Annotated in this window: 28 protein-coding genes; 19 read left to right on the top strand and 9 right to left on the bottom strand. The window is 73.7% G+C overall.

The features are described from left to right. Window positions 1-39 precede the first annotated feature (39 nt). The 4 genes from CNX65_RS33085 (at window position 40) to CNX65_RS33070 (ending at window position 4,946) form a co-directional block, all read left to right on the top strand. Entirely contained in the window at window positions 40-816 is a 777-nt protein-coding gene (locus tag CNX65_RS33085; protein WP_096497216.1) for a cytochrome c biogenesis CcdA family protein, read from the top strand. Further along, window positions 816-2,372 carry a cytochrome c biogenesis protein ResB gene (gene resB / locus CNX65_RS33080; protein WP_177154552.1) on the top strand — a complete coding sequence of 519 codons (1,557 nt, stop codon included), beginning with the start codon at window positions 816-818 and terminating at the stop codon, window positions 2,370-2,372. Before CNX65_RS33085 ends, resB begins: the two co-directional genes overlap by 1 nt. Next, the gene (ccsB, locus tag CNX65_RS33075; RefSeq protein ID WP_096497214.1) at window positions 2,372-3,325 is read left to right on the top strand and encodes a c-type cytochrome biogenesis protein CcsB; all 954 of its coding nucleotides are present in this window, start codon (window positions 2,372-2,374) and stop codon (window positions 3,323-3,325) included. The genes resB and ccsB overlap by 1 nt, the downstream gene beginning before the upstream one ends. A gap of 133 nt (window positions 3,326-3,458) precedes the next feature. Next, window positions 3,459-4,946: a MinD/ParA family ATP-binding protein gene (locus CNX65_RS33070; RefSeq protein WP_096497213.1), complete on the top strand. Its 1,488-nt coding sequence runs from the start codon at window positions 3,459-3,461 to the stop codon at window positions 4,944-4,946. Window positions 4,947-5,281: 335 nt separating this feature from the next. On the opposite strand, the gene CNX65_RS33065 is transcribed toward CNX65_RS33070, so the two are convergent. Both CNX65_RS33065 and CNX65_RS33060 read right to left on the bottom strand, forming a co-directional pair. Beyond that, entirely contained in the window at window positions 5,282-5,464 is a 183-nt protein-coding gene (locus CNX65_RS33065) for a hypothetical protein (RefSeq protein WP_015805385.1), read from the bottom strand. Window positions 5,465-5,592: 128 nt separating this feature from the next. Continuing rightward, on the bottom strand, window positions 5,593-5,802 hold the full coding sequence (locus tag CNX65_RS33060; RefSeq protein WP_041838603.1) for a BldC family transcriptional regulator: 210 nt from the start codon (window positions 5,800-5,802) through the stop codon (window positions 5,593-5,595). A 158-nt stretch (window positions 5,803-5,960) separates the two neighbouring features. Between CNX65_RS33060 and CNX65_RS33055 the strand changes: the two genes are divergently transcribed. Beyond that, entirely contained in the window at window positions 5,961-6,422 is a 462-nt protein-coding gene (locus tag CNX65_RS33055) for an Lrp/AsnC family transcriptional regulator (RefSeq protein WP_177154551.1), read from the top strand. A 4-nt stretch (window positions 6,423-6,426) separates the two neighbouring features. Further along, window positions 6,427-6,726, top strand: a complete 300-nt coding sequence (locus tag CNX65_RS33050; protein ID WP_096498114.1) for a DUF4229 domain-containing protein — start codon at window positions 6,427-6,429, stop codon at window positions 6,724-6,726. 445 nt (window positions 6,727-7,171) lie between these two features. Here CNX65_RS33050 and CNX65_RS33045 read toward each other — a convergent pair whose 3' ends face one another. Together CNX65_RS33045 and CNX65_RS33040 are read right to left on the bottom strand one after the other, a co-directional pair. Continuing rightward, window positions 7,172-7,354 (bottom strand): DUF397 domain-containing protein, encoded by a 183-nt coding sequence (locus tag CNX65_RS33045; RefSeq protein ID WP_096497211.1) that lies wholly within the window; start codon window positions 7,352-7,354, stop codon window positions 7,172-7,174. Between the two features lie 2 nt (window positions 7,355-7,356). Next, window positions 7,357-8,235: a helix-turn-helix domain-containing protein gene (locus CNX65_RS33040; RefSeq protein ID WP_096497210.1), complete on the bottom strand. Its 879-nt coding sequence runs from the start codon at window positions 8,233-8,235 to the stop codon at window positions 7,357-7,359. Between the two features lie 146 nt (window positions 8,236-8,381). Here CNX65_RS33040 and CNX65_RS33035 point away from each other — a divergent pair, with 146 nt between their 5' ends. After that, a complete protein-coding gene (locus CNX65_RS33035; protein WP_096497209.1) occupies window positions 8,382-8,591 on the top strand; it encodes a hypothetical protein in 210 nt (69 codons plus the stop codon). 37 nt (window positions 8,592-8,628) lie between these two features. Here the strand turns inward: CNX65_RS33035 and CNX65_RS33030 are convergent, their stop codons facing one another. Further along, window positions 8,629-10,167, bottom strand: a complete 1,539-nt coding sequence (locus CNX65_RS33030) for a M1 family metallopeptidase (RefSeq protein ID WP_096497208.1) — start codon at window positions 10,165-10,167, stop codon at window positions 8,629-8,631. 69 nt (window positions 10,168-10,236) lie between these two features. Continuing rightward, a complete protein-coding gene (gene menD, locus CNX65_RS33025; protein ID WP_096497207.1) occupies window positions 10,237-11,871 on the bottom strand; it encodes a 2-succinyl-5-enolpyruvyl-6-hydroxy-3-cyclohexene-1-carboxylic-acid synthase in 1,635 nt (544 codons plus the stop codon). A gap of 311 nt (window positions 11,872-12,182) precedes the next feature. Here menD and CNX65_RS33020 point away from each other — a divergent pair, with 311 nt between their 5' ends. The 4 genes from CNX65_RS33020 (at window position 12,183) to CNX65_RS33005 (ending at window position 16,440) form a co-directional block, all read left to right on the top strand. Continuing rightward, a complete protein-coding gene (locus CNX65_RS33020) occupies window positions 12,183-13,094 on the top strand; it encodes a 1,4-dihydroxy-2-naphthoyl-CoA synthase (RefSeq protein ID WP_015805376.1) in 912 nt (303 codons plus the stop codon). A 26-nt stretch (window positions 13,095-13,120) separates the two neighbouring features. After that, window positions 13,121-14,182: an o-succinylbenzoate--CoA ligase gene (gene menE, locus CNX65_RS33015; RefSeq protein WP_096497206.1), complete on the top strand. Its 1,062-nt coding sequence runs from the start codon at window positions 13,121-13,123 to the stop codon at window positions 14,180-14,182. A 115-nt stretch (window positions 14,183-14,297) separates the two neighbouring features. Then, on the top strand, window positions 14,298-15,518 hold the full coding sequence (locus CNX65_RS33010; RefSeq protein ID WP_096497205.1) for a hypothetical protein: 1,221 nt from the start codon (window positions 14,298-14,300) through the stop codon (window positions 15,516-15,518). A gap of 49 nt (window positions 15,519-15,567) precedes the next feature. After that, window positions 15,568-16,440 carry a 1,4-dihydroxy-2-naphthoate polyprenyltransferase gene (locus tag CNX65_RS33005; RefSeq protein WP_096497204.1) on the top strand — a complete coding sequence of 291 codons (873 nt, stop codon included), beginning with the start codon at window positions 15,568-15,570 and terminating at the stop codon, window positions 16,438-16,440. Between the two features lie 32 nt (window positions 16,441-16,472). Here the strand turns inward: CNX65_RS33005 and CNX65_RS33000 are convergent, their stop codons facing one another. Beyond that, complete coding sequence (locus CNX65_RS33000; protein ID WP_096497203.1) at window positions 16,473-16,871, bottom strand: hypothetical protein; 399 nt, start codon at window positions 16,869-16,871, stop codon at window positions 16,473-16,475. A gap of 68 nt (window positions 16,872-16,939) precedes the next feature. Beyond that, the gene (gene cds1, locus CNX65_RS32995) at window positions 16,940-18,019 is read right to left on the bottom strand and encodes an L-cysteine desulfhydrase Cds1 (protein WP_096498113.1); all 1,080 of its coding nucleotides are present in this window, start codon (window positions 18,017-18,019) and stop codon (window positions 16,940-16,942) included. A 61-nt stretch (window positions 18,020-18,080) separates the two neighbouring features. Here cds1 and CNX65_RS32990 point away from each other — a divergent pair, with 61 nt between their 5' ends. Continuing rightward, window positions 18,081-19,124: an ADP-ribosylglycohydrolase family protein gene (locus CNX65_RS32990; protein ID WP_218181777.1), complete on the top strand. Its 1,044-nt coding sequence runs from the start codon at window positions 18,081-18,083 to the stop codon at window positions 19,122-19,124. A 295-nt stretch (window positions 19,125-19,419) separates the two neighbouring features. On the opposite strand, the gene CNX65_RS32985 is transcribed toward CNX65_RS32990, so the two are convergent. Further along, window positions 19,420-20,661 (bottom strand): isochorismate synthase, encoded by a 1,242-nt coding sequence (locus tag CNX65_RS32985; protein ID WP_096497201.1) that lies wholly within the window; start codon window positions 20,659-20,661, stop codon window positions 19,420-19,422. A 62-nt stretch (window positions 20,662-20,723) separates the two neighbouring features. On the opposite strand from CNX65_RS32985, the gene CNX65_RS38230 reads away from it, so the two are divergent. From CNX65_RS38230 to CNX65_RS32950, 7 genes are read left to right on the top strand one after another with little or no spacing between them, the layout of a single operon-like run. Beyond that, window positions 20,724-21,320 carry a DUF3592 domain-containing protein gene (locus CNX65_RS38230; RefSeq protein ID WP_309142032.1) on the top strand — a complete coding sequence of 199 codons (597 nt, stop codon included), beginning with the start codon at window positions 20,724-20,726 and terminating at the stop codon, window positions 21,318-21,320. 43 nt (window positions 21,321-21,363) lie between these two features. Next, window positions 21,364-22,299 carry a 1,2-phenylacetyl-CoA epoxidase subunit PaaA gene (paaA, locus tag CNX65_RS32975; protein ID WP_096497199.1) on the top strand — a complete coding sequence of 312 codons (936 nt, stop codon included), beginning with the start codon at window positions 21,364-21,366 and terminating at the stop codon, window positions 22,297-22,299. Then, window positions 22,296-22,586 carry a 1,2-phenylacetyl-CoA epoxidase subunit PaaB gene (paaB, locus tag CNX65_RS32970; RefSeq protein WP_015805366.1) on the top strand — a complete coding sequence of 97 codons (291 nt, stop codon included), beginning with the start codon at window positions 22,296-22,298 and terminating at the stop codon, window positions 22,584-22,586. The genes paaA and paaB overlap by 4 nt, the downstream gene beginning before the upstream one ends. An 8-nt stretch (window positions 22,587-22,594) precedes the next feature. Continuing rightward, on the top strand, window positions 22,595-23,512 hold the full coding sequence (paaC, locus tag CNX65_RS32965) for a 1,2-phenylacetyl-CoA epoxidase subunit PaaC (RefSeq protein WP_232520090.1): 918 nt from the start codon (window positions 22,595-22,597) through the stop codon (window positions 23,510-23,512). Then, window positions 23,509-24,021 (top strand): 1,2-phenylacetyl-CoA epoxidase subunit PaaD, encoded by a 513-nt coding sequence (paaD, locus tag CNX65_RS32960; protein WP_096497197.1) that lies wholly within the window; start codon window positions 23,509-23,511, stop codon window positions 24,019-24,021. The genes paaC and paaD overlap by 4 nt, the downstream gene beginning before the upstream one ends. After that, entirely contained in the window at window positions 24,022-25,047 is a 1,026-nt protein-coding gene (locus tag CNX65_RS32955; RefSeq protein WP_096497196.1) for a 2Fe-2S iron-sulfur cluster-binding protein, read from the top strand. Window positions 25,048-25,065: 18 nt separating this feature from the next. After that, complete coding sequence (locus tag CNX65_RS32950; protein ID WP_157767942.1) at window positions 25,066-25,737, top strand: hypothetical protein; 672 nt, start codon at window positions 25,066-25,068, stop codon at window positions 25,735-25,737. The last annotated feature ends 39 nt before the right edge of the window (window positions 25,738-25,776 follow it).

Here is a 25,776-nt window from a genome sequence, read left to right as displayed (position 1 = left end):
GTGCGAGCCCGTCACGTGCGGTTACCTACCCTGAAACCCGTGAACCCGACGGAGCTGGTGACCTCCGGGCCGTTGCTTCTGGCCACCGGTGTCGCCCTCCTCGCGGGGGCGATCTCCTTCGCGTCGCCGTGCGTGGTCCCGCTGGTCCCCGGCTACCTCGCGTACCTCGCCGGCCTGGTCGGCGCCGACGCGCCCGCCGTGGGCGCGGACGAGGACCGCAAATCCGGCCGCTGGCGCGTCGCCGGGGCCTCCCTGCTCTTCGTCCTCGGCTTCACCGTCGTCTTCGCGCTCACCTCGTTCGTCGTCCTCGGCGCCACCGAGGTGCTCTGGCTCAACGAGGACCTGCTGCAGCGGATCGGCGGCGTCGTCACGATCGCCATGGGCCTGGTCTTCATCGGCCTGATCCCCGCCCTGCAGCGCGACGTCCGGGTGCACCGCGTCCCGCGCGGCGGCCTGCTCGGCGCGCCGCTGCTCGGCGGCGTGTTCGCGCTCGGCTGGACCCCGTGCCTCGGCCCGACCCTGGCAGGCGTGCTCGCGCTCGCCAGGGGCACCGAGGTCGGCTCGGCCACCGGCCGGGGCGCCCTGCTCGTGCTCGCCTACTGCCTCGGCCTCGGACTGCCGTTCGTGCTGATCGCGCTGGGCACCCGCTGGGCGGTCCGGATGACCGGCTGGCTGCGCACCCACGGCCGTGCGGTGCAGATCTTCGGCGGCTCCCTGCTGATCCTGGTGGGCGTCGCACTGGTGACCGGGTTGTGGGGGGACTTCGTGGGCTGGTTGCGGATCGCCGTCGTCAACGACTACGAGCTGCCCCTCTAGTGCGCGCCGCGATCGCCTTCCTGCGCAACACGTGGCGCGGCCTCACGTCGATGCGCACGGCGCTGACCCTGCTGTTCCTGCTCGCCCTCGGGGCCATGCCGGGCGCGATGCTGCCGCAGCGTCCGCTCAACGCGCAGAAGACCGCCGACTACATCGCCCAGAACGGCTGGTGGGCCGAGTACCTGGACGACCTCGGCTTCTTCGACGTCTACGCCAGCACCTGGTTCTCCGCGATCTACGTGCTGCTGTTCGCCTCGCTCGTCGGCTGCCTGCTCCCGCGCACCTGGGAGTACTACGGGCAGATGCGGGCCAAGCCCGTGCTCACCCCGCGCAACCTGGCCCGGCTCCCGCACCACGCCGAGGGCGAGTCGCAGGCCACCGCCGAGGACGTCGTGGCGGCGGCCCGCCAGCGGCTGCGCGGTTGGCGGCTGGTCGAGCGCGAGGAGGCGGACGGCGCGCGCAGCGTCAGCGCCGAGCGCGGCTTCCTGCGCGAGACCGGCAACCTGGTGTTCCACTTCGCCCTGCTGGGCCTGCTCGTCTCCTTCGCCGTCGGCAAGATCGTCGGCTACGAGGGCCAGGTCATCGTGCAGACGCAGGGCGGCCAGTTCTGCAACTCCGGCGTCTACAACTACGACACGTTCCGCCCCGGCCTCCAGGTCGACGGCACCGACCTGTCCCAGTTCTGCGTCAAGATCAACGACTTCTCCGCGTCCTACCTGGAGAACGGCCAGGCCGAGCAGTTCAGCGCGAACGTCCAGTACCAGTCCGGCGAGGACCTGGTCACCGGCACGTGGCGCGACTACCTGCTCCAGGTGAACCACCCGCTGCGCACGGCGGGCGACCGCGTCTACCTCCTCGGCCACGGCTACACCCCGCTGTTCACCGTCACCTTCCCCAACGGGGAGGTCCGCGAGGGCGCGATCCAGTGGCGGCCGGTCGACCAGGTCACGTTCGCCTCCGAGGGCGCCACCAAGTTCGACCCGCCCGGCGTGACCGACGCCGAGCAGCGCCGCAAGAGCCAGCTCGCCATCACCGGCCTGCTCGCGCCGACCGCGTTCTACCACGGCGAGATCCTCACCTCCTCCTTCCCCGAACCCCGCGACCCGGCGGTCGCGATCGACGTCTACCGGGGCGACCTGGGCACCGACACCGGGCGCGGCCAGTCGATCTTCTCCATCTCGCAGGAGCAGGTGGAGAGCGGCAAGCTCGCCAAGGTCGCCAGGCAGAACCTCGGCGTCGGCGAGGAGCTGACCCTGGACGACGGCACGCGGATCAGGTTCGACGGGGTGCGCGACTGGGTGTCCATCCAGATCTCGCACGACCCGTCCCAGGTGTACGTGCTGGTGTTCTCGATCCTGATCATCCTGGGCCTGATGGTGTCGCTCAGCGTCAAGCGCAGGCGGATCTGGGTCAGGGCGACCCCCGGCCAGGACGGGCGTACGGTAATCGAGGTCGGCGGCCTGGCGCGCACCGACCAAGCGGGCTACGGCGGCGAGTTCACCGACCTGTCCCGCGACCTGCTGGGACCCGGCCCGTCGGAACGAAGGAAGAGCTGATGCAGGCGACCGCCATGGCGGACTACAGCGATTGGACCTACGTCGCCGCGGTGGCGGTCTACGTCCTCGCCGCCGTCCTCTACCTGTGCGAGCAGGCGTTCGCCCGCACCAAGCCCCAGGAGGAGCGGGCGCTGGTCGGCGCGACCGCCACGCCCACCGCGGGCGTCGGCGCGGACGGCTCGTGGACCCCCGGCCGGGTCGTGGAGGAGCCCAAGCTCCCGCGCGCCGAGCGCCTGGGCCGCATGGGCGCCGCCCTGACCGTGCTGGGCGCGCTGCTGCACCTGGCGTCCCTGGTCACCCGAGGCCTGGCCACCGGCCGCGCCCCGTGGGGCAACATGTACGAGTACGGCGCCATGCTCACGCTGGCCGCCGTCGTCACCTGGATCGTGCTGATGCGCGCCTTCCCGGTGCGCAAGCTCGGCGGGATCATCCTGACCCCCGTCGTGATCATCATGTTCCTCGGCGGCACCGTCCTCTACACCGACGCCGCGCCGGTCGTTCCCGCCCTCCAGTCCTACTGGCTGGTCATCCACGTCTCGGTCATCTCGATCTCCAGCGGCGTGTTCTTCGTGCCGGGCGTCGCCAGCCTGCTCTACCTGGTCAAGGCCGGGAACCCCGAGCGGTTCCCGAAGCTGCCCGACAGCGACGTGCTCGACCGGATCGCCTACCGCAGCACCGTCTTCGCGTTCCCGCTGTTCACCATCGGCATCATCACCGGCGCGATCTGGGCCGAGGCCGCGTGGGGCCGGTTCTGGGGCTGGGACCCCAAGGAGACGGTGGCGTTCGTCTCCTGGGTGGTCTACGCGGCCTACCTGCACGCCCGCGCCACGGCAGGATGGCGGGGCAGGCCCGCCGCGTGGATCAACGTGGTCGGGTTCGCGATGACCATCTTCAACCTCTTCTTCGTCAACCTCGTGACCACCGGGTTGCACTCGTACGCGGGCGTCAGCTGAGCCGTGCTCGGGCGTTAGCCGATCGAAAGCCGATCGTTCACTCCCGCTGTCGTGGAACCGGTTGCCCCCTACTACCGTCGCACCCGTGGGGTCGGGGAGGTCTCGATCCGCATCCTCAGGGAGGACCCCAGCGGTGACCGGTCACTACGAGAACCCTGATTCTCCGAGGCAGCAGCCCGGTTCGGAGGGCAATCCGAACCACTCCGGCAGCTACCCGGTGGACCAGGGCCAGGGCTACGCGGACTCGATGTACGCGGACCCGTCGACCGCCTACATCGAGTCCACGCCGTCGGGGGGAGTGCCGGTCAGCGGTGGGGCGTCCGGCGCGTACCCGGCTCCCGGTTCGCAGTCCGGCGCGTACCCGGTGTCGGACTGGCAGTCCGGTGCGTACCCCGCGCCGGGTTCCCAGTCGGGCGCGTACCCGGCTCCCGGCTCGCAGTCCGGGGCCTACCCCGCTCCCGGCTCCCAATCCGGGGCCTACCCCGCTCCTGGCTCCCAGTCCGGCGCGTACCAGGTCCCCGGCTCCCAGTCCGGCGCGTACCAGGTCCCCGGCTCCCAGTCCGGCGGCTACCCGGTCCCCGGCTCGCAGTCCGGCGGCTACCCGGTCGGCCAGCCCACCGGCTACCCGGCTCCCAGCAACTTCCCGCAGGGCGGGTACGGCGGCTACGGCCAGCAGGCCCCGCAGCAGCGCGGCGACGCCAGCAAGGCCAACGAGGTGTCGTCGCAGCAGTTGATAAAGCGCGCGAAGCGCCCCCCGCAGTCGGGCTGGCGCAAGACGCTGCACTCCCTCTCCGGCGGGTTGATCAACCTCGGCGAGAGCCCGGCCGACCTGCGCAGGCGCGAGCTGATCGGGCGGATCAACCAGCCGCTGCGCGGGTGCTACAAGATCGCCATGCTGAGCCTGAAGGGCGGCGTCGGCAAGACCACGACGACCACCACGCTCGGCTCCACGTTCTCCTCGCTGCGCGGCGACCGGGTCATCGCCGTCGACGCCAACCCGGACCGGGGCACGCTGGCGCTGAAGGTGCCGAGGGAGACCACCGCGACCGTGCGGCACCTGCTGCGCGACGTCGCCCGGATCACCAAGTACAGCGACGTGCGCGCGTACACCTCGCAGTCGCCGAGCAGGCTGGAGGTGCTGGCGTCCGAGCAGGACCCGGCGGCCTCCGAGGCGTTCAGCGACCAGGACTACCTGCGGACCGTCGCGCTGCTGGAGCACTTCTACAACATCGTGCTCACCGACTGCGGCACCGGTCTGATGCACTCGGCCATGAAGGGCGTGCTCGACCAGGCCGACTCACTGGTGCTGGTGTCGTCCGGCTCGGTGGACGGCGCGCAGACGTCGGCGGCCACCCTGGACTGGCTGGAGGCGCACGGCTACCGCGACCTCGTCGCCAAGTCCGTCGCGGTGATCAACTCGGTGCGGCCGGGCTCCGGCAAGGTCGACCTGGACAAGCTGGCGGCGCACTTCGCGCAGCGGTGCCGCGCGGTCGTCCGCATCCCGTTCGACGCGCACCTGGAGGAGGGCGCGGAGATCGAGCTGGACAAGCTCAGCCCGGACACCAGGCTGGCGCTGCTGGAGCTGGCCGCCGTCGTGGCGGACGACTTCCCCAGCAAGTGAGGTGAACGACTGAGCCCGGACCAGGCCCGAGGGCCTTCCGGGGACGTGACAGGCCACCGTTCCGCACTCGCGGGCGGCGGCTTTCGCGTGTCCGGGGGCTGGGGCCGTTCGGAGGTGCGCTGGGGCCGTCCAGGGCGGACTGGGATACGTCCAGCGGCGTGCTGGGGCCGCTCAGGAGCGCGCCGGGGCCGTCCGAGGGCGCACTGGTGCCGTTCAGCGGCGCGCGGGAGTCCGCGTGCCGGGGCGCGCGAGGTCGGCGGCGCGCGAGGTTGACGGCGGGTTGCCGCCGGGTGCCCGCGAACGCGCGAGGGGCCTCACCGGGAGGCCCCGCCGCGTCACTCCTCGTCCTGCCGCTTCTGCTTGCTCTGCTGCTCGCCGAGCTTGCGCAGGAACTCCGGGTCGTCGTCGGGCGCCACGAACCGCCTGGTCGCGACGCTCTCGGGCCGTGCGGACCCGAACGCGCGCCAGAGCAGCACCGCGATGGTGAGGGCGCCGATCAGCGCGAGCACGTACAGCATGGGCACCTCCTTGACCACGAGGTTACCCGTGTCTGGAGGGTGAACGACTCCGGTCGGGCGCACCGGGTTCCCCCGGTTCCCCCTGCCCGGCGGCCCGCCGCCCGCAGCGGGCCCGGCCGTGCGCGCCGTCAGTGCCTGACGGGCTCGGTGGCCTCGGTCGTGAGCTGGTGGAGCAGGGTCTGCACCTCGGACTCGCGGAACCGGCGGTGCCCGCCCGGCGTGCGGATGGAGCCGATGCGGCCCGCGGTGGCCCAGCGGGTCACGGTCTTCGGGTCGACCCGGAAGAGGTTGGCGACCTCACCGGGAGTCAGCAGGCGTTCCCCTGGATGAGCTTGCATCGTGGTCACGGTGGCCTCCCCTGTCGATCAGACGTACCGGACGCATCGTGGCATCCCACCCTTCGGGTACTCGAACGCTTGGGTGATGGTAAAGAGGTAGCAAAGGGACGAACTGCGGGAATTCGGACACCGGTTGCCGGTGGGCCTAGGCTTGCCGGGTGGACGCAGTGGATCGCCAGATCATCGCCGCCCTGCGGGAGAACGGCCGGGCCACCTACGCCGACCTGGGGCGCAAGGTGGGGTTGTCGGCCTCGGCCGTGCACGAGCGGGTCGGGAAGCTGGAAGCGTCCGGGGTGATCGTCGGCTACCACGCCGTGGTGGACCCCAGCTCGGTCGGGCTCGGCGTCACGGCGCTGATCAGCATCCACCCGACGGACACGGCGGACGACAACGAGGTCGCGCTCTCGCTGGCCGAGCTGATCGAGGTCGAGTCGTGCTACCGGGTGGCCGGGGACGAGTCGTTCATCGTCAAGGTGCGGGTGCCCACGGTGGACGAGCTGGAGCGCTCGCTCGGCGCGCTGCGGAAGATCCCCGGCGTCGCGCGGACCAGGACGACGGTCGTGCTGTCGACCAGGTTCGAGGGCAGGCCCAACACGACCACGGTGGGGCTGGACGCGTAGGGTGATGGCCGTGCATCTGGGTCGTGACGTGGCGCTTTACGTGGTGGCGCGGTTCGCGATGGTCGCGCTGGTGGCGTTGGCGCTGGTCATGGTGAACGTGCCGCTGCTGGTCGCGCTGCTGGTGTCGCTGGTCGTCGCGCTGCCGCTGTCGCTCTTCGTGTTCAAGGGGCTCAGGCAGCGGGTGGCGATCGGGCTGAACGAGCGCGACCAGGTCCGCAAGGCCGAGCGCGAGCGCCTGCGCGCGCAGCTGCGCGGCGAGCCCGAGGCGTCCGGCGACGTGACTTCGGGGTCCGGCTCGAACTGACACCTCGGCTCGGGTTTTCCCCGTCGACGGTCAAGGTTTCCTTACCAAAGCGCTCAGGAACCCCCTTCGCTCGACCGTGCGATCCACTTTCGAGGGTCGGCAGCCGGGGCTGAGGTGGCGCAACTCACTCCGCGGGGCGCGGTCCTCGATTCCTCACCGGTGCGCGCTGAGGTCGACCACCGGGGTTGCCGCCCGGTTCCGCGTGGTGCGTCGTCGGAAACCGCGCCGAGTCTTTCCGAGGTCGCCCGGCTCGTGGAGCGGGCGCTGGACGACGCCCGGCGGCATCGAGCAAGGGGAACGGGTCCTGGTCGCCCGCACGGGCGTGCCTGCCCCGAGCGCTCCGGGGGAGGAGTTTGCCGCTGCCGGTGTGGCGGGAGGCGATCAGGCGACTCCTCCACACCGGCCGCCGCCCGGACGACGTGGACTGGCAGGACTCCGAGGTGTGCTAGCGCTTCAAGCGCGCGGTGAACGCCGCCCAGGACGCCGTGCTGACCCGGAGCGCACCCCCCTCGGGGTTCTTGGAGTCCCGCACTGAGACCGACTCGACCGTCGCGCGGCACTCCACGCACTGGTCGCCCCCGGCGTTGCTGTAACTGCTCTTGAACCACCCGGTGTCACGTGTGGGCACGACTAGACCTCCATCACCTTCTTGTGGATCAGCTCGACGCTCTCCACATGATCACGGGCCAATTCCTGAACTCGCCGGAAGGCCCTCATCAGGATCGCGGTGTCGCCTTCTCCGTCGAAGTAGAGGGATGGCCCGTAGGAGGTCGGGGTGAACCCGACCCTGGGCGCGGCTCCGTCGAAGTCGAGAACGGTCAATCCGGCGTTGATCATCGGATTTCGCAGGTCCGCCGAGCGCAGCACCTGGATCGTGGTGCGCGGATGCCGCTCGGCCACCCGCAACAAGTGGTCCAACTGCTCGCGCATGACGTCCGGGTCCACCTGGTGCCCGTCCAGCGCGTCCTCGGTGAAGACGAATTCCAACCGCTTCGACCGGCCCGTCTCCAGCGTGGTCACCTGCCGGTTGCGCCTGAACAGGTACCGGCTCTCGATCTCGGCCGCCGACGGCTTCCAGAAAACGCCCTCGCCGCTCCGCATCACCGCGCGGATGTAGCCCGGCGCCTGCAGGAGTCCTGGCACGACTCCCGGCTCGTAGCAGTGGATCGCCGACGCGTCGGCCTCCATGTCCGCCAAGCGCTGGAAGGAGCCGGGCAGGGTGTCGGTGTAGGGCTGCTGGTCGTTCGCCCCGCGCCGCAACCGCTTGCGCGCCCGAGCGCCGAGCTCCAGGACCGTCCTCCGGTCGTCCCCGTGCACGTCCAGGTGGTCCAGGGCGGCGGTGAGCTGGTCGGCGTTGAGGGTCCCGGTGCCGTCCTCGACCTTGCTGATCCGCGAGTCGCTCTGCCCGATCACCCGCCCCAGCTCGGCCTGGGACACGCCCTTGGCCACGCGGAAGCGCTTCAGCGACAGCCCGAGCTGCCTGCGCTCCACGGTCTGCCGAGCGTGCATCGTCGTCCCCTCCGTGACTTGCCACCCGTTCGAGGGACTGCGCTAAGGGGAAGTTTCCTCTTAGGCTCCACAAGCGCCACTGATTCGGAATTTCGGCGCTCTCCGTAGCCGGATGTCCACGCAAAGTGAAGTGTAGGGGATCAACCATGGCACCCAACGGGACCGTCCTCGTCGCCGCCTCCGTCGTCGTCGACGACCACTGCCCGATCGCCTGCGAGGTGGTGGGCGACCAGGCCCAGTTCACCCTCGGGCACGAGGACGGGCACGACCTGTTCCTCGCCGTCTCCGAGCTCGGGCTGGAGTCGCTGATCGACGTCGCCACGGCCGCGCTCGCCCAGATCCGCGCCGCCCGGTGACGCGGGACGGCCCCGGAGCCGTCCCGCGCCGACCGGGTCACTCCCCGCGCGAGAGCAGCGCGTGCGTCTCCGCGATCTTCTGGCGCGACTTCGGCTCGGCGACCACCCGCGCCGCCCCCGCCGAACCGGCCGTCCCCGCCACGTCGGCCGCGTACCCCCAGTGCCCCGGTCCCGCCGCCGGCTTGGCGGGCGTGAACAGCCACACCCGCAGCACCTCGTCCAGGTCCACCCCCGACACCGACTCCGCCAGCGCCTGGAAGTCCTCGATCGTCGCGTCCCCGAACCGCTCCTGCGCCGTCCACCGCTTCAGCACCGCGAAGAACGCCTCGTCCCCCACCGCCGTCCGCACCGCGTGCACCGCCATCGCGCCCCGGTCGTACACCGCCCCGTCGAAGATCGCGCCCGCGCCGGGCTCACCCGGCAGCACGGTCCAGAACGGGTCGTCCGCCGGGTGCAGCCCGTACAGGTGGTCCGCGTTCTCCGCCGCCGTCCCCTCCCCGGTGTGCTCCGACCACAGGAACTCCGCGTAGCTCGCGAACCCCTCGTTCAGCCAGATGTCCCGCCACCCGCGCACCGACACCGAGTCCCCGAACCACTGGTGCGCGATCTCGTGCGCCACCACGTACGTGTTCGCCCCGCGCCGGAAGAACGCGCTGTCGTAGGTCGGCCTGGTCTGGTTCTCCAGCGCGAACCCGATGCCCGGCGCGACGACCCCGCCCACGCCGGTGAACGGGTACGGGCCGAAGCTGCCCTCCAGGAACTCCACGACCTCCGGCGTGCGCTCCACGCTCGCCCGCGCCGCCGGGCCGTCCGCGCCCAGCCGCTCCGAGTACGCCGTCACCGACGCCTGCCCGCTCGGCGCGAGCGAGTGCCGCACCTCGAACTGCCCGATCGCGACGAACGCCAGGTAGGTGGCCTGCGGCTCCAGCTCGCGCCACCGCCACCGCGTCCAGCCGTCGATCTGCTTGACCGTGCCCTGGTACAGCCCGTTCGAGAGCACCTCCACCCCGTCCGGCACGGCCACCGACACGTCGAACGTCGCCTTGTCCCTCGGGTGGTTGTTGCTCGGGAACCACCAGGGCGCGATGTCCGGCTGGTCGATCGCGAGCGCCCCGTCCGGGGTGCGCTTCCAGCCGGTGAAGCCGTCCACGGCGTGCCGCGACGGCACGTCCGAGTACGCGACCACGATCGTCAGCTCGGTCCCGGCCGGGAGCACGCCGCCCGGCGTGACGGTCAGCTCGCCGTCCGGCGCCCCGGAGTGCGCGGCGACGCGGTTGTTCACCCGGACGGAGGTGACGTCCAGCAGGAAGTCCAGGTTGAACGCCGATAACTCCTCGGTCGTCCGCGCCAGGACCGTCGTCGTCCCGGAAAGCCGGTCGGTTCCCGGTTCGTACCTCAACCGGACGTCGTAGTGCGACACGTCGTACCCGCCGTTCCCGGCTCTCGGGAAGTAGGGGTCTCCGATGCCGGGGGCGCCCGGCGCCGCGGCGCCCGCGACCCCGCCGAGCAGCAGCAGCGACGACGCGAGCGCGACGCCGGTGACGAGCTTCCCCCTCAGGGGCACTGTCAGGGACATGCGGCCGAAGCTAACGAGCGCGGGGAGGGCGGGAATCCGCCGTGCGGAGGTTTTCGGCGCGCTTTCCGGCTACTGGACCGCGCTTGACACCGCGGTCTTCACCTTTTTGTGCAGTTCGCGCAGACCGGCCCGCTCGGCCCGGACCTCCACGACCCTGACCCCGTTCGGACGGGTGATCTCCGACCGCAGCACCTCGGCCGACCCGGCGAGCACGTGCGGCACCCCGTGCGCCGCGCACAGCGCCGCCAGGTCGGTGCCGTGCGGCGTGCCGAAGACCCGCTCGAAGCTGTCCGCGTGCTCCGGCGCGCCCTGCTCCAGCAGCGCGAAGATGCCGCCGCCGTCGTCGTTGAGCACCACCACGGTCAGGTCCGGCCGCCGCTCGTGCGGGCCGATGAGCAGGCCGTTCGAGTCGTGCAGGAACGTCAGGTCGCCCATCAGCGCCGTCGTCGGCCCGCACTCCAGGGCCAGCCCGATCGCCGTCGACACGCTCCCGTCGATGCCCGCGACGCCCCGGTTGGCGCGCACCACCACGTCCGGGCGCGGCGGCGCGGCGAAGTCCACGTCCCGCACCGGGTTCGACGAGCCCAGGAACAGCGCGGACCCCGGCGGCAGCGCCTCCACGACCGCGCGCGCCACGTGCATCCCGGTCGGCCACGGCTCGTCCGCCAGCAGCGCGGCCACCGCGTCGCCCGCCGCCTTGTCGGCGTGCCGCCACGCGGTCAGCCACTCGTCGTCCACCTCGTGCGCGCCCGGCGCGAGCGAGGCCGACACGTGCGTGGCGGAGAACTTCGGGTCCGGCCAGTCCGCCGAGGCCGTGACCACGTGCACCACCGGCGTCGACCCCAGCAGCGCCTGCACGCCCCTGGACAGCGTCGCCCGCCCCACCACCACGACCGCGTCCGGGCGCAGCCGCTCGACCAGCGGGCCGGCGTTGAGCAGCAGCGACCCGTGCTGCACGGTGCGGCCGGGCGCGGTCGGCTCGGCGAGCACCGGCCAGCCCGCGCGGGCCGCGAGGTCGCACACCGCCTCCACGTCCGCGGCGCCCGCGTCGCCCAGGACCACCAGCGTGCGCGGCCCCAGGTGGTCGGCCGGGTGCGGGGCGGTCGCCGAGCGCGGCGCGGTCCGGGTCCACGGCTGGTCGAACGGGCGGCCCTCCAGGGGCTCCGCCCAGTCGCCGCCCTCGGGCGTCAGCGGCTCGCGGAACGGCACGTTCAGGTGCACCGGCCCGCCGTCCCGCGCCGCCGCGACCGCCCGGCACACCAGCGAGCGCCACAGCGCGTTCTGCCCGGCCCGCCGCTCGGCCACCGGGAGGTGCAGCGTCTCCAGGCCCAGCGCCCCGTCCTGCCGCACGGTCTGGCTCGCACCCGCCCGGTGCAGCTCCACGGGCCGGTCGGCGGTCAGCGCGATCAGCGGGACGCCCGAGTGCGCGGCCTCCAGCACGGCCGGGTGCAGGTTCGCCACGGCGGTGCCGGACGTGCAGGTCACCGCGACCGGCGAGCCGTCGAGCGCCAGGCCCAGCGCGAGGAAGCCCGCGCTGCGCTCGTCGATCCGCACGTGCAGCTCCAGCCGCCCGGCCACCGCCGCGTCGTGCAGCGCGAACGACAGCGGGGCGTTGCGCGATCCGGGGCTCAGCACGACGTGCCGGACGCCGTTGCGCACGAGTTCGTCGACGAGCACCCTCGCCTGAGCGGTGGACGGGTTCACCCGGTCATTGTCGCCCAGCCGGGGAGCGGTCGAACTCCGGGCCGCGTTCGGGGCGGGGCAGGCGCGCGGGTGTCGTGGCAGCTCAGGACGGTTGTCCCCGGATTCCGCGCCGGAGGTGCAAGGGCAGCTCAGGGGCCGCGCGGGCGGTCCAGGCCGACCGCCCGCGACCGCGTCCGCCCGGCCCGGCGCGGTCAGGGCGCGGAACCGGCGCGTGTCGCGGATCTCAGCCCCCGTGCGGGCGATCGGCGCAACGGGCCGGGCGGCGGGGGCTCGCCCGCCGCCCCGGTGGACGAGCACATAAAGTCGCCCACGTGGCAGACCAGGTTGTTTCCGAGCTGTTCGACCCGACCCGCTGGAAGCCGGTGGAGGGGTTCGACTTCACCGACATCACCTACCACCGCGCCGTCGACCAGGGCACCGTGCGGATCGCGTTCAACCGGCCCGAGGTGCGCAACGCCTTCCGCCCGCACACCGTCGACGAGCTGTACCGCGCGCTCGACCACGCCAGGATGAGCTCCGACGTCGGCTGCGTGCTGCTCACCGGCAACGGGCCGTCGGCGCGCGACGGCGGCTGGGCGTTCTGCTCCGGCGGCGACCAGCGCATCCGGGGCCGCAGCGGCTACCAGTACGCCTCCGGCGAGACCGCCGACACCGTCGACCCGGCCCGCGCGGGCAGGCTGCACATCCTGGAGTGCCAGCGGCTGATCCGGTTCATGCCCAAGGTGGTGATCGCCGTGGTGCCCGGCTGGGCGGCGGGCGGCGGGCACAGCCTGCACGTGGTGTGCGACCTGACGATCGCCAGCGAGGAGCACGCCCGGTTCAAGCAGACCGACGCCGACGTCGGCAGCTTCGACGGCGGCTACGGCAGCGCCTACCTGGCCAGGCAGGTCGGCCAGAAGTTCGCGCGGGAGATCTTCTTCCTCGGCCGGGCCTACAGCGCCGCCGAGATGCGCGAGATGGGCGCGGTCAACGCGGTCGTGCCGCACGCCGAGCTGGAGTCCACCGCGCTGCAGTGGGCCAAGGAGGTCAACGGCAAGTCGCCGACCGCCCAGCGGATGCTCAAGTACGCGTTCAACCTGATCGACGACGGGCTCGTCGGGCAGCAGCTGTTCGCGGGGGAGACCACGCGGCTCGCGTACATGACCGACGAGGCCGTCGAGGGCCGCGACGCGTTCCTGGAGAAGCGCGACCCCGACTGGTCCGACTACCCGTACCACTACTGACCGGCGAGACCGGCCGAGGAGGTCAGATGACGGCGCTGGACGAGGTCCGCGCGGCGCTCGCGGGCGAGGTGGCGCTGGGCGTCGACCGCGCCGAACTGGTCGGCTGGGAGCGCGGGGCGGCGCTCGCCGTGCCCACGTCCGGGTCGACCGGCGACGCCAAGGAGGTGCTGCTGGCCGCGTCGGCGCTCACCACGTCGGCCGAGCTGACCCACGACCGCCTCGGCGGGCCCGGCGCCTGGCTGCTCGCGCTGCCCACCGGGCACATCGCGGGGATGCAGGTGCTGGTCCGCTCGGTCGTGGCAGGCACCGAGCCGGTCGTCCTGGACATGGCCAGCGGGTTCCGCGCGGCCGGGTTCGCCGCGGCCTCCGCCGACCTGCTCGACCGTCCGGGCAGGCACTACACCTCGCTCGTGCCGACCCAGCTGGCCAGGCTCGTCGCAGGCGACGGGCCGGGGCTGTCCGCGCTGCGCCGCTACGACGGCGTGCTGATCGGCGGCGCCGCCACCCCGCCCGCGCTGCTGGAGAAGGCGCGCGACCTCGGCGTCGCGGTGGTCACCACCTACGGCATGAGCGAGACCTCCGGCGGCTGCGTCTACGACGGGACCGCGCTGGACGGGGTCCGGGCGCGGATCGCCGAGGACGGGCGCGTCGAGCTGTCCGGGCCGGTGCTCGCCCTCGGCTACCGGGGCGGCGAGCGGTTCGGCGAGTGGTTCCGCACCGGTGACCTCGGGCGGTTCGACGGCGACCTGCTGGAGGTGCTCGGCCGGGCCGACGACGTGATCGTCAGCGGCGGGGAGAACGTGCCCCCGGTGCTGGTGGAGCGGGTGCTGGCGGCGCAGACCGGGGTGCTGGAGGCGTGCGTGGTCGGGCTGCCCGACCAGGAGTGGGGGCAGGTGGTCGCGGCGGCCGTGGTGATCGCGCCCGGCGCCGAGCCGCCCGACCCGAACGAGCTCATCGCGGCCGTGCGGGAGAGCGCGGGGCGGGTGTCCGCGCCCAAGCGGGTCGTGTTCCTGCCCGCGCTCCCGCTGCGCGGGCCGGGGAAGGTCGACCGGGTCGAGGTCGCGAAGCTGCTGGCCTCCATCGGGTGATCTCCTCGGGTGAACGGGGATCTCCGGTTGCCGCCGCGGGCGGCCGGGGTTCCCCTCCAGGGGGTCGGGCGCGCGCGAACCGGAGCGCTCGCCGGGAGCCCCGAGGAGGACCCGAATGCCCAGGCCTCGCCTCGTGCCGCTCGTCGCGGCCACCCTGCTGACCGCCCTCACCGCCCCGGCCCAGGCGCTCGCCGCCCCGGTGGGGCCGTGGACCGCCGACCTGACCGCCGTGGACGGCGACGACGTGGGCGTCGCGGCGGGCGGCGGGGTGCTGCGGCTCGCGCCCGGCGCCCGCGAGGGCTACCTGCTGCTCGCCCCGCGCGAGCTGGCCGGACCGGTGGCGGCGGTGGCCGCCGAGGTCGACGGCTCCGCGCCGGAGGGGACGGCGGTCGAGGTGGACGTCCGGGTCGCCGCCGGGGACGGCGCGTGGGGCGAGTGGCTGCCCGCCGGGAGCCCGCTCCCCGCGGGGACGCGCACCGCGCAGGTCAGGGTCGCGCTCACCGCCGCCGCGGGCGCGGGGAGCGCCGCCGCGGGCGCGGGGAGCGCCGCCGCGGGGCCCGAGGTGCGCTCGGTCCGCCTGGTCCCCGACGCCGCCGACGCCACCGACGCCAGGGCCGCGCGGGACGAGGCGGCGCGCGGCGTCGTGAACGGCACGACCTACCGGGTGTTCGCCACCCGCGAGGGCCTGGTCGGGGGCACCACCGCCAACGGGCACGTGATCACCGAGCGGGACCACTTCGTCGCCCTCCCCTCGCGGCGCGGCCTCTCGCCCAGGGGCACCGGCTCGTACACGGTCCAGGTGTGCGCGGACAACGGCCGCTGCGAGTGGGCCCCGGTGTGGGACGTCGGGCCGTGGAACACCAAGGACGACTACTGGAACCCGCCCGCCACCCGCGAGTCGTGGAAGGACCTCCCCCAGGGCGTCCCGCAGGCCCAGGCCGCCTACCTGAACGGCTACAACGGCGGCAAGGACCAGTTCGACCGCAGGGTGCTCAACCCGGCGGGCGTCGACCTGGCCGACGGGGTGTTCTGGGACGGCCTCAAGCTCTCCGACAACGACTGGGTCACGGTCTCCTACCTGTGGACCGCCTCCGGCCTGACCGGCTACGTGCGCACGGGCGGCGACGGCCCGCTCAACGTGCGCGGCGCGGCGTCCGCGACCGCGCCGCAGGTCGGCATCGCGGCGGACTACGCGCAGGTCAGGGTGCTCTGCCAGCTCAGGGGGCAGAGCGTCACCGGTCCGGAGGGCACCTCGAACCTGTGGTACCGGATCGCCACCGGCAAGTACGTCGCCAGGGCCTACGTCACCGGGGTCGTGGGCGCCAAGCTCTGCTGAGAAGGACCTGGCAGCGGGCCGTCCGCCGCCATGTCGGAGGATTGCGGCCATGGCCACCCTCGCCCAGTGGATCTCGGGCACCCGTCCGCGCACGCTGCCCAACTCGATCGCCCCCGTGCTGGTGGGCGCGGGAGCGGCGTTCCACATCGACGCGTTCGACGCGGTGCGGACCCTGCTGGCGCTGCTCGTGTCGATGGCGCTCCAGGTCGGGGTGAACTTCGCCAACGACTACTCGGACGGCATCCGGGGGACCGACGCCAACCGGGTCGGCCCGTTCCGGCTGGTCGGATCGGGTGCGGCGCAGCCGAAGGCGGTGCGGAACGCGGCGTTCGCGGCGCTCGGCGTCGGCGCGCTCGCCGGGCTGGCGCTGGTGGCGCTGTCCGGGCACTGGTGGCTGATCGCGTTCGGCGCGGTGTGCATCGCGGGCGCCTGGTTCTACACCGGCGGGAAGAAGCCCTACGGGTACGCCGGGCTGGGCGAGCTGGCCGTGTTCCTGTTCTTCGGGCCCGCCGCCGTCCTCGGCACGCTGTACGTGCAGGCGGGGGAGGTCACCGGCATCGGCATCGGCGGCTCGGTCGCGATGGGCGCGTTCTCCACCGCGGTCATGGTCGCCAACACGCTGCGGGACATCCCGACCGACCTCCAGGCGGGCAAGCGCACCATGGCCACCACCCTGGGCGACCGGGACACCCGCTACCTCTACCTCGCGCTGGTCGTCGTGCCGTTCGTGATCACGGCGGCGAACGGGGTGCGCGAGCCGCTGGCCCTGCTCGGCTTCCTGTCGCTGCCGCTGGCCGCGCTCGGCGCGCGCCGGGTGCTCAAGGGCGACAAGGGCAAGGCGCTGATCCCGGTGCTGCGGGACACCGGGCTGGCGATGCTGCTGTGGGCGGTCGCGACGGCGGGCGCGCTGGTCCTCGGCTGAGGCCCGCGCGCCCGGCCCGCCGGTCCCCGCCGCTACCAGGCGTCCTCGGTGAACGAGGTGGGCGCGTCGTCGTCGTCGCGCGGGGCGCGCTTCGGCGGCGCGGGCGGGCGCTTCTCGCCGACGCACAGCTCGGCGAGCTTCTCCCGCTCCACCTCGAACGCCGCCCGCACGCCCCGGTCCGCCCCGGCCTCGCCGCTGAGCACCTCGCGCCAGCTCAGCGCGCCGCGCGCGATCCGGTCCTGGAGCGCCCGCAGCTCGGGCGAGGCCTCGGGGGACTTCGCGTAGGCGATGACCCGCTTGATGTCCTCGGCCGACGGCTCCCGCCCTGGCCGGGCCTTCGCGGCCTCGCGCGCGATCCGCTCCGCGTCGGCGATCGACCTGGCGAACACGTCCTCCGCCGTCACCACGTCCGGCGTCCGCCACCCGCTCACCCGGTCCCCCTCCCGCCTGTGGACAACTTCCGCATCCGACGCGCCGAACGGACGATCAGTTCCAGGTCTCAGGACCAGGTCCCGGTGGACCGGAAGCGCACCAGGGTCTCCAGGTGCGGGGCCAGGTCCATGCCCTGCTCGGCCACCCACTCGTCGTCGTAGTAGGTGTTCGCGTACCGCTCGCCGCCGTCGCACAGCAGCGTCACCACGCTGCCCTCGCGCCCGTCCGCGAGCATCTGCGCGACCAGCTGGAACGCGCCCCACAGGTTCGTGCCGGTCGACCCGCCGACCCGCCGCCCCAGCACCTCCTCGACGTGCCGCGCCACCGCGATCGACGCCGCGTCCGGCACCTTGATCATCCGGTCGATGACCTGCCCGACGAACGACGGCTCCACGCGCGGCCTGCCGATGCCCTCGATCCGCGAGCCGCGCGTGCCGACCAGCGTCGGGTCGCTGTCGCGCCAGGCGTCGAAGAACACCGAGTGCTCCGGGTCGACCACGGCCAGCTTCGTGCGCAGCCGCCGGTAGTGCACGTACCGGCCGATGGTGGCGCTGGTGCCGCCGGTGCCCGCGCCGACCACCACCCACTCCGGCTCGGGGTGCCGCTCCAGCGCCATCTGCTGGAACACCGACTCGGCGATGTTGTTGTTGCCCCGCCAGTCCGTGGCCCGCTCGGCGTGCGTGAACTGGTCCATGAAGTGCCCGCCCAGCTCGGAGGCCAGCCTGCGGGACTCGTCGTAGATCGCGCCCGGCGAGTCCACGAAGTGGCAGCGCCCGCCCTGGCGCTCGATCAGCGCCACCTTCTCCGCGCTGGTCGAGCGGGGCATGACCGCGATGAACGGCAGCCCGAGCATCCGGGCGAAGTACGCCTCGGACACCGCCGTCGACCCGGAGGACGCCTCGATCACCGGGGTGCCCTCGACCACCCAGCCGTTGCAGATCGCGTACAGGAACAGCGACCTGGCCAGCCGGTGCTTCAGCGAGCCGGTGGGGTGCGTCGACTCGTCCTTCAGGTACAGGTCGATGCCCCACGACGGGGGGAGCGGGAACGGCAGGAGGTGGGTGTCGGCGCTGCGGTTGGCGTCGGCCTCGATGATGCCGACCGCCGAGCACACCCAGTCCCTGGTGCTGCCGCAGCAGCGGTCCACCGAGTCGGTTGAGCTGTTCACGGGGCGCACGATAGCCCGCACCGACTAGTTTCTGCCTGTGATGCCGATCGTGGGGTGCGTGCTGGCAGGCGCGGTGGGCGACGCGCTGGGCGCCGCCGTCGAGTTCAAGCCGATGGACAAGATCAGGGGGATCTACGGTCCCCAGGGCGTGACCGGGATGGAGGACCTGTACGGCGCGCCGGGGATGATCACCGACGACACCCAGATGCTCCTGTTCACCCTGGAGGGCCTGCTGCTGGCCAAGCGCGGCGGCGGGAACCCGGTGCTCGCGATCCAGGCGGCGTACCAGCGCTGGCTGCACACCCAGGACAAGGAGATGCGCCCGGACGGCCTGGTCGAGGAGGCGCCCAAGGGCGGCTGGCTGGTCGACCTGCCCGCGATGAACGCGCTGCGCGCTCCCGGCAACACCTGCCTCACCGCGCTGCGCTCGGCCCGCAGGGGCAGGGCGAGCAGCCTCGAACGGCCGCTCAACGACTCCAAGGGCTGCGGCGTGGTGATGCGCACCGCGCCGATCGCGCTGTGGTCGGACGACCCGTCGGTGGTGTTCGAGATCGCCGCCCGCACCGGCGCCCACACCCACGGCCACCCGAGCGGCTACCTGTCCGGCGGGGTGATGGCGGTGCTGGTGCAGCAGCTGCTGCTCGGCGAGAAGGACCTGGTGCGGGCCGCGCAGCGGGCGCGGGCCGAGCTGGTGCGCTGGCGCGGGCACGAGGAGCAGGCCGAGGCGCTGGACCGGGCGATCCGGATCGGCACCGGCAAGGCGAAGCTCACCCCCGAGCTGATCGAGGGCGAGCTGGGCGCGGGCTGGGTCGGCGAGGAGGCGCTCGCGATCGGGCTCGCCGCCGCGCTGGCCGGGAAGGACATGCGGGAGGCGCTGCTGCTCGCGGTCAACCACTCCGGCGACAGCGACTCGACCGGGTCGGTGTGCGGAAACCTGCTCGGGGCGCGCGACGGCGTGTCCGCCATCCCGCAGGACTGGCTGCGGCAGGTGGAGCTGGCGGCGATGATCGAGTGGCTGTGCCGCGAGGCCGACGAGGCGTTCGCGCCCACCGGCACGGGGTGGGGCGGGCAGGGCTGGGGCTGAGCGGGGATCGGCTAGCGGGGACCGACCGGCGGGGACCGACCGGCGGGGACCGACCGGCGGGGATCGACCGGCGGGGATCGACCGGCGGGGCGACCGGGCCTGCCTGCCGGGTGACCAGCGCTGATCACCCGCCCGCGCTGCCCGCGCTGCCCGCGCTGCCCGCGCTGCCCGCGCTGCTTGCCCTGCTTACGCCTACCCGTGCTGCCCGCCTGCCCGCGCCCACCCGGCGCTCGTCGCCGAGCCGCGCCAGACCTCCGCGCCCGCGGCCTCCCGCCCGGCGCCCCCTCGACCCGCCCTACAGCCCTTCCAGGGCCTCGCGCATCGGCAGCGTCTTGGCGTGCGCCTCGTGGACCTCGGCGTCCGGGTCCGAGTCGGCCACCACGCCGCAGCCCGCGCGCAGCCGCGCCGTCCGCCCCGACACCTGCGCCCCGCGCAGCGCGATCCCCAGCTCGCCGTCGCCGTTCCCGTCGATCCACCCGACCGGCCCGGCGTAGCGCTCGCGGTCCGCGCCCTCCAGCTCCCGGATCAGCCGCACCGCGTCGCCCTTCGGCGTGCCGCCCACCGCCGCCGTCGGGTGCAGCGCCTCCACCAGCCGCAGCGGCGACGGGTCGTCGCGCAGGGTGCCGATCACGTCGCTGGACAGGTGCGACACGTTCGGCAGCCGCAGCACCGACGGCCCGTCCACCGACAGCGCCGCGCAGAACGGCCGCAGCGCCTCGGTCAGCGACGCGATCGCGTACTCGTGCTCCTCGCGGTTCTTGCCCGACGCGAGCAGCGCCTCCTCGTCCGTGCCGCTGCCCGGCCAGGTCGTGCCCGCCAGCACCCGCGAGTCCACGACCTCCCCGGTGCGCCGCAGCAGCAGCTCCGGGGTCGCCCCGACCAGCCCGTCCACCGCGTACACCCAGCACTCCGGGTACCGCCTGGCCAGCCCGCCCAGCAGGAACCGCTCGTCGATGTCCACGTCCGCCACCGCCAGCAGGTCGTGCGCCAGCACCACCTTCGCCAGCTCGCCCGCCCGCATCCGGCGCACCGCCTCGGCGACCGCCTCCCGGTAGCGGGTCACCGGCACCCGCCCGTCCGAGTAGCGGATGGTCGACGGCCGCCGCACCGGGCGCACCACCCGCTCCAGCGGGTCGCCGTCCACCTCACCGATCGTGGTCACCCAGCGGTGCTCGCCCCTGCGGCCCAGCACGACCTGCGGCACGACCAGCACCGAGCTGCCCGGCTCGTCCGCGAACGCCATGCTCGCGAACGCGACCGCGCCCGTGCCCGGCACACCCACCGCGTCCTCGACGTCCAGCTCGGCGGTGAACTCCCGCCACAGCCGGTCGGCCTCGGCGAACCGGCCCGCGCCCGAGGTCTCGAACCGCGCGGCCTCGCCCCAGCCGACCAGCCCGGAGCCCTCGCGCACCCACGCCAGCGCGCCACCGGGGTCGGGGAGCCTGGACAGCAGGTCCTCGGGGAAGGCGGGGCCGGTGACCGGGGTGGTGGTCACGCGCAGGCGGGTGCGGGTCCTGGACGGGGGAGCGGAGGTCACCCTTCGAGGGTATGGACTCGGTTCCGCGTTTCCGCGCCAGGGCGGCCCTAGACTGCTCCGTTGTGGTGGACGACGCAGTGCTCTCCGACGACCGCGCCGAGGACCGTCCAGCGGGCCGCCCCGACCCCGGTTCCGCCCCTGGTTCCGACCTGGGGTCCGACAGCCGCTCCGACAGCGGTCCGGACACCGGTTCCGGCAGTGCTCCCGGCCGCGCTCCCGCCCCCGGTCCCGACGGCCGCCCCCGCTCGGGCCGACGCCGCGCGGTCCGGAAGCTGCTCGGCCGGTCGGTGCTGGTCCTGGGCGGCCTGGTGACGCTGGTCGGCGTGCTGCTGGTGGCCGCCTGCTGGCGCGACGACAACGCGATCGAGAGCAGGCGCGGCCGGGCCGCCGCCGAGGTGGTCTCGGTGTCCTTCCAGCGCACCGTCGTGCGCTACGCCACCCCGGACGGCGCGGTGCACAGCCCCGCGCAGGGCGTGCTCTACCCGGACGGCCTGGAGGCGGGTCAGGTGGTGTGGATCGAGTACGACACCGACAACACCGAGCTGGCGCGCGTCGAGGGCCGCACGTTCACCCTCGCGCTGCTGCCCGTCGGCACGTCCCTGCTCGCCGTGTGGGCGGTGCTCGGACCGCTCGCCTGGTGGCTGCGGCGTCGCGTGTGACAGTTCTTCTCCGCGTGGTGTGTTTCGTGTAACAATCGGCTGCATGGAGCTGGAAGCGGAGTTCGAGCGCGTCCTCGCCGCCGATCAGCGCGTCGAGCCCAGGGACTGGATGCCCGACGGCTACCGGCGCACGCTCGTGCGGCAGATCGCCCAGCACGCGCACTCCGAGATCATCGGGATGCAGCCCGAGGGCAACTGGATCAGCCGCGCGCCCTCGCTGCGCCGCAAGGCGATCCTGCTGGCCAAGGTCCAGGACGAGGCTGGCCACGGCCTCTACCTCTACGCGGCGGCCGAGACCCTCGGCGCCGACCGGGCCGACCTGACCGAGCGGCTGATCACCGGGCGGCAGAAGTACTCCTCGATCTTCAACTACCCCACGCTGACCTTCGCCGACGTGGGCGTCATCGGCTGGCTCGTGGACGGCGCCGCCATCTGCAACCAGGTGCCGCTGTGCCGGACCTCGTACGGGCCGTACGCCCGCGCCATGATCCGGGTCTGCAAGGAGGAGTCCTTCCACCAGCGGCAGGGCTACGAGCTGCTCGCCACGATGATGGCCGGGACCGACGCGCAGCGGTCGATGGTGCAGGACGCGGTGGACCGCTGGTGGTGGCCGTCGCTGATGATGTTCGGCCCGCCCGACGCGGAGAGCGCCAACACCGAGCGGTCCGTGGCCTGGCGGATCAAGCGCAACACCAACGACGAGCTGCGGCAGAAGTTCGTCGACATGACCGTGCCGCAGGCCGCGAAGCTCGGCGTCACCCTGCCCGACCCCGAGCTGCGCTGGAACGCCGAGCGCGGGCGCCACGACTTCGGGACCCCGGACTGGGACGAGTTCCGCCGGGTCGTCGGCGGGGACGGGCCGTGCAACGCCCAGCGGGTCGCCCACCGGCGCGCCGCGCACGAGGAGGGCGAGTGGGTGCGGGCCGCGGCCACCGCTCACGCCGCCAAGCGCGCGGCCCGAGAGGCGGGTGCGGCATGAGCTCCGACGGGTCCTGGCCGCTGTGGGAGGTGTTCGTGCGGGGCAAGCGCGGGCTCAACCACGTCCACGTCGGCTCGCTGCACGCGCCCGACGCCGAGCTCGCGGTGCGCAACGCCCGCGACCTCTACACCCGGCGCAACGAGGGCGTGTCCATCTGGGTGGTGCCCGCCGAGGCGATCACCGCGTCGTCCCCGGACGAGAAGGACCCGTTCTTCGCGCCCAGCGGCGACAAGGTCTACCGGCACCCGACCTTCTACGCCATCCCCGACGACGTCCCCCACCTGTGAGGCCCGCCGTGGAGCAGAGCAGCGCCGGTGACGGGCACGGGCTCGCCGACCTCGCGGACGACGGCGAGTGGGGCGGCGGCGGGCACTGGGCGTTCGGCACCGGCTTCGCCGAACCCCTCGCGGGCGTCGGGCGGGACGTGCCGGACGGGGTGGACCGCGGCGACCTGGCCGCCTACTGCCTGATGCTGGGCGACGACGCCCTCGTGCTGTCCCAGCGGCTCGCCCAGTGGTGCTCGCGCGCGCCCGAGCTGGAGGAGGACGTCGCGCTGGCCAACATCGCGCTCGACCTGCTCGGGCAGGCCAGGCTGCTGCTGACCAGGGCGGGCGAGGTCGAGGGCGCCGGGCGGGACGAGGACGCGCTGGCCTACCTGCGCGACGAGCGCGAGTTCCGCAACGTGCACCTGGCGGAGATCGAGTGCGGGCCGTTCGCGGGCGGCGACTTCGCCACCACGATCGCCCGGCTGCTGGTGCTGTCCTCGTGGCGGCTCGCGGCGTTCGAGCGGCTGCGCGGCAGCGCCGACCCGGTGCTCGCGGCGGTCGCGGCCAAGGGCGTGAAGGAGCTGGCGTACCACCGGGACCACGCGGCGCAGTGGGCCGTGCGGCTCGGCGACGGCACGGACGAGTCGCACCGCAGGATGCAGGCCGGGCTGGAGCGGGTGCGGCCGTACCTGGAGGAGCTGTTCACCGCGCACCCGGTGGAGCTGCGGCTGGCCGGGGTCGCGGTCGATCCGGGGGAGCTGCGCGCCGAGGTGGACGGGGTGCTGGACGCGGTGTGCGCGGCGGGCGGGCTGACCAGGCCCGGACCGGCGCCCGCCGCGCCGGCGGCCGGGCGCGGCGGGCGGGACGGGGTGCACACCGAGGTGATGGGGTACCTGCTGGCCGAGCTCCAGCACGTGCACCGGTCGCTGCCGGGGGCGCGCTGGTGAGCGGCCCGCGCCAGCCCGGTCCGACCGCGCTGGAGGTCGCCTCGGCGGTGCTCGACCCGGAGCTGCCCGTGCTGACCCTGGCCGACCTGGGGGTGCTGCGCGAGGTCGTGGAGCGCGACGGGCGGGTGCTGGTCACCATCACCCCCACCTACTCGGGCTGCCCCGCCGTGGACGAGATGGGCGCCGACCTGCGGCGCGGGCTCGCCGCGGCCGGGTTCGCCGACGTCGAGGTGCGCACCAGCCTGCACCCGGCGTGGACCACCGACTGGATCACCGAGGACGGCCTGCGCAAGCTGCGCGAGGCGGGCATCGCGCCGCCGTCCCGGATCGGCCCGCGCCCGGTCGGCCCCGTGCCGCTGACCCTCGTGCCGCCGCCCGGCCGGGTGCCGTGCCCGCGCTGCGGGTCGGCCCGCACCGAGGAGCTGTCCCGGTTCGGCGCGACCGCGTGCAAGGCGCTGCGCCGCTGCCTGGCCTGCGCGGAGCCCTTCGAGCACGTCAAGGAGATCTAGATGCCCTTCCACGAGCTGGCGGTCTCCGCCGTCGAGCGGCTGTGCGCGGACGCCGTCGCGGTCACCTTCGACGTGCCGCCCGAGCTGGCCGGGGAGTACGCGTTCCGGGCCGGGCAGCACGTGGCGCTGCGCGACGGGGACGAGCACCGGTCGTACTCGATCTGCGCGGCCGAGGGGAGGCCGCTGCGCATCGGCGTGCGGCGGGTCGACGGCGGGCTGTTCTCGGTGCGGCTGGTCGACCGGGCGCGGGTCGGCGACGTGGTCAGCGTCGGCACCCCGCAGGGCCGCTTCACCCCGTCCGGGGGCGAGCACCACGGCCTGGTCGTGGCCGGGTCGGGCATCACGCCCGCGCTGTCCATCGCGGCGACCGAGCTGGAGCGCGGGGCGCGGGTCAGCCTCGTCTACGGCAACCGGCGCAGCGACACGGTGATGTTCGCGGACGAGCTGGCCGACCTCAAGGACCGGCACCGGGGGCGGTTCCAGCTGGTGCACGTGCTGTCGCGGGAGCCGAGGGACGTGGAGCTGTTCAGCGGCAGGCTCGACGCGGCCAGGCTGTCGGCGCTGCTGACCGGCGTGGTGCCCGCCGGGGACGTCGACCAGTGGTGGCTGTGCGGGCCGCACGGGCTGGTCAAGGACGCGCGGAAGGTGCTGGAGGGCCTGGGCGCGCCGGAGGGCAGCGTGCACCACGAGCTGTTCCACGTCGCCGAGCCACCACCCCCGCCGAACCGGCCGGAGCGGGTGCTGGAGGACTTCGTGCCGGGGGTGGTCGTGCTGGACGGCCGCGAGACCCCGGTCGAGCTGCCCGGCGACGTGCCGGTGCTGGAGGCGGCCCAGCACGTGCGCGGCGACCTGCCGTTCGCGTGCCGGGGCGGGGTGTGCGGGACGTGCCGGGCGAAGCTGGTGACGGGCGAGGTGGAGATGCGCCGGAACTACGCCCTGGAGCCGCACGAGGTGGCGGCGGGGTTCGTGCTGACCTGCCAGTCGATGCCGGTGTCCGGGCCGATCCGGGTCGACTACGACGCTTGATCTGGCACCATCGGTCCGGTGAGCAGATGGGTGTTGGGCGGGTTGGCCGGTGGCACGCTCCTCATGCTGCTGCTGTTCGGGGGCGTGGGCATCACCGGAGTGTCGGGGCTGATCGCGGCCCTGATCGTGTCCGGGGTGGTCGGCGGCCTCCCCGGAGCGGTGATCGGCCTGTCGATCGGCGCCGTCCGCCGCCGCGACAGCGTGACGCGGCTGCCGCCGCACCCGCAGTGGCCCGCGCCGGGGGCGCAGCGCTTTCCGCAGCCCCCGCCGCCGGTGGTCCCGCCGCTGATGACCCCGCCGCCGGTGGCCCCGCCGCCGGCGCGTGCGGCCTCCATGGACCGGTGGGGCGCGATGGTCGGCCGGTGCGAGCTGTCGGTGCAGCGGGTGGCCGCGGCGGCGGCGACCGTGCCCCGCTCGGCGGGCGCGGAGTGGCTGAACCGGATCGTGCACCAGTTCGCGGCCGAGCTGAACGACGTCCGCCGCATCGCGGACCTGGGTCGGGCCCTGGAGGCGACCGCCCAGGACCACCCGGTGAGCGTGCGCCTGGCGGCGGCGGTGAAGGACTTCACGGCGTTCGAGGACGAGGCCGGGCGGGTGGCGCTGAAGCTGGTGCAACAACCCGACCTCGCGTCGGCGCGGGTGCACCTGGAGATGCTGGAGCAGCAGGTGCCGAACCTGACGCTGGGGTGAAGCGGGCCTCGGGCAGTGCGAAACCCGGCAACCGGTCGC

This window comes from Actinosynnema pretiosum (assembly GCF_002354875.1).
Classification (GTDB): Bacteria; Actinomycetota; Actinomycetes; order Mycobacteriales; family Pseudonocardiaceae; genus Actinosynnema; species Actinosynnema auranticum.
This window is presented reverse-complemented; position numbering and strand designations above follow the sequence as displayed.

Coding starts and splice junctions, on each gene's coding strand:
- CNX65_RS33050 (WP_096498114.1), top strand. CDS start 6,427: ATGGCCGTGCATCTGGGTCGTGACGTGGCGCTTTACGTGGTGGCGCGG.
- CNX65_RS32955 (WP_096497196.1), top strand. CDS start 24,022: ATGCCCTTCCACGAGCTGGCGGTCTCCGCCGTCGAGCGGCTGTGCGCG.
- CNX65_RS33060 (WP_041838603.1), bottom strand. CDS start 5,802: ATGCAAGCTCATCCAGGGGAACGCCTGCTGACTCCCGGTGAGGTCGCC.
- CNX65_RS33035 (WP_096497209.1), top strand. CDS start 8,382: ATGGCACCCAACGGGACCGTCCTCGTCGCCGCCTCCGTCGTCGTCGAC.
- paaB (WP_015805366.1), top strand. CDS start 22,296: ATGAGCTCCGACGGGTCCTGGCCGCTGTGGGAGGTGTTCGTGCGGGGC.
- CNX65_RS33065 (WP_015805385.1), bottom strand. CDS start 5,464: ATGCTGTACGTGCTCGCGCTGATCGGCGCCCTCACCATCGCGGTGCTG.
- CNX65_RS33005 (WP_096497204.1), top strand. CDS start 15,568: ATGGCCACCCTCGCCCAGTGGATCTCGGGCACCCGTCCGCGCACGCTG.
- CNX65_RS33040 (WP_096497210.1), bottom strand. CDS start 8,235: ATGCACGCTCGGCAGACCGTGGAGCGCAGGCAGCTCGGGCTGTCGCTG.
- CNX65_RS33030 (WP_096497208.1), bottom strand. CDS start 10,167: ATGTCCCTGACAGTGCCCCTGAGGGGGAAGCTCGTCACCGGCGTCGCG.
- CNX65_RS33010 (WP_096497205.1), top strand. CDS start 14,298: ATGCCCAGGCCTCGCCTCGTGCCGCTCGTCGCGGCCACCCTGCTGACC.
- paaA (WP_096497199.1), top strand. CDS start 21,364: ATGGAGCTGGAAGCGGAGTTCGAGCGCGTCCTCGCCGCCGATCAGCGC.
- ccsB (WP_096497214.1), top strand. CDS start 2,372: ATGCAGGCGACCGCCATGGCGGACTACAGCGATTGGACCTACGTCGCC.
- menE (WP_096497206.1), top strand. CDS start 13,121: ATGACGGCGCTGGACGAGGTCCGCGCGGCGCTCGCGGGCGAGGTGGCG.
- CNX65_RS32990 (WP_218181777.1), top strand. CDS start 18,081: ATGCCGATCGTGGGGTGCGTGCTGGCAGGCGCGGTGGGCGACGCGCTG.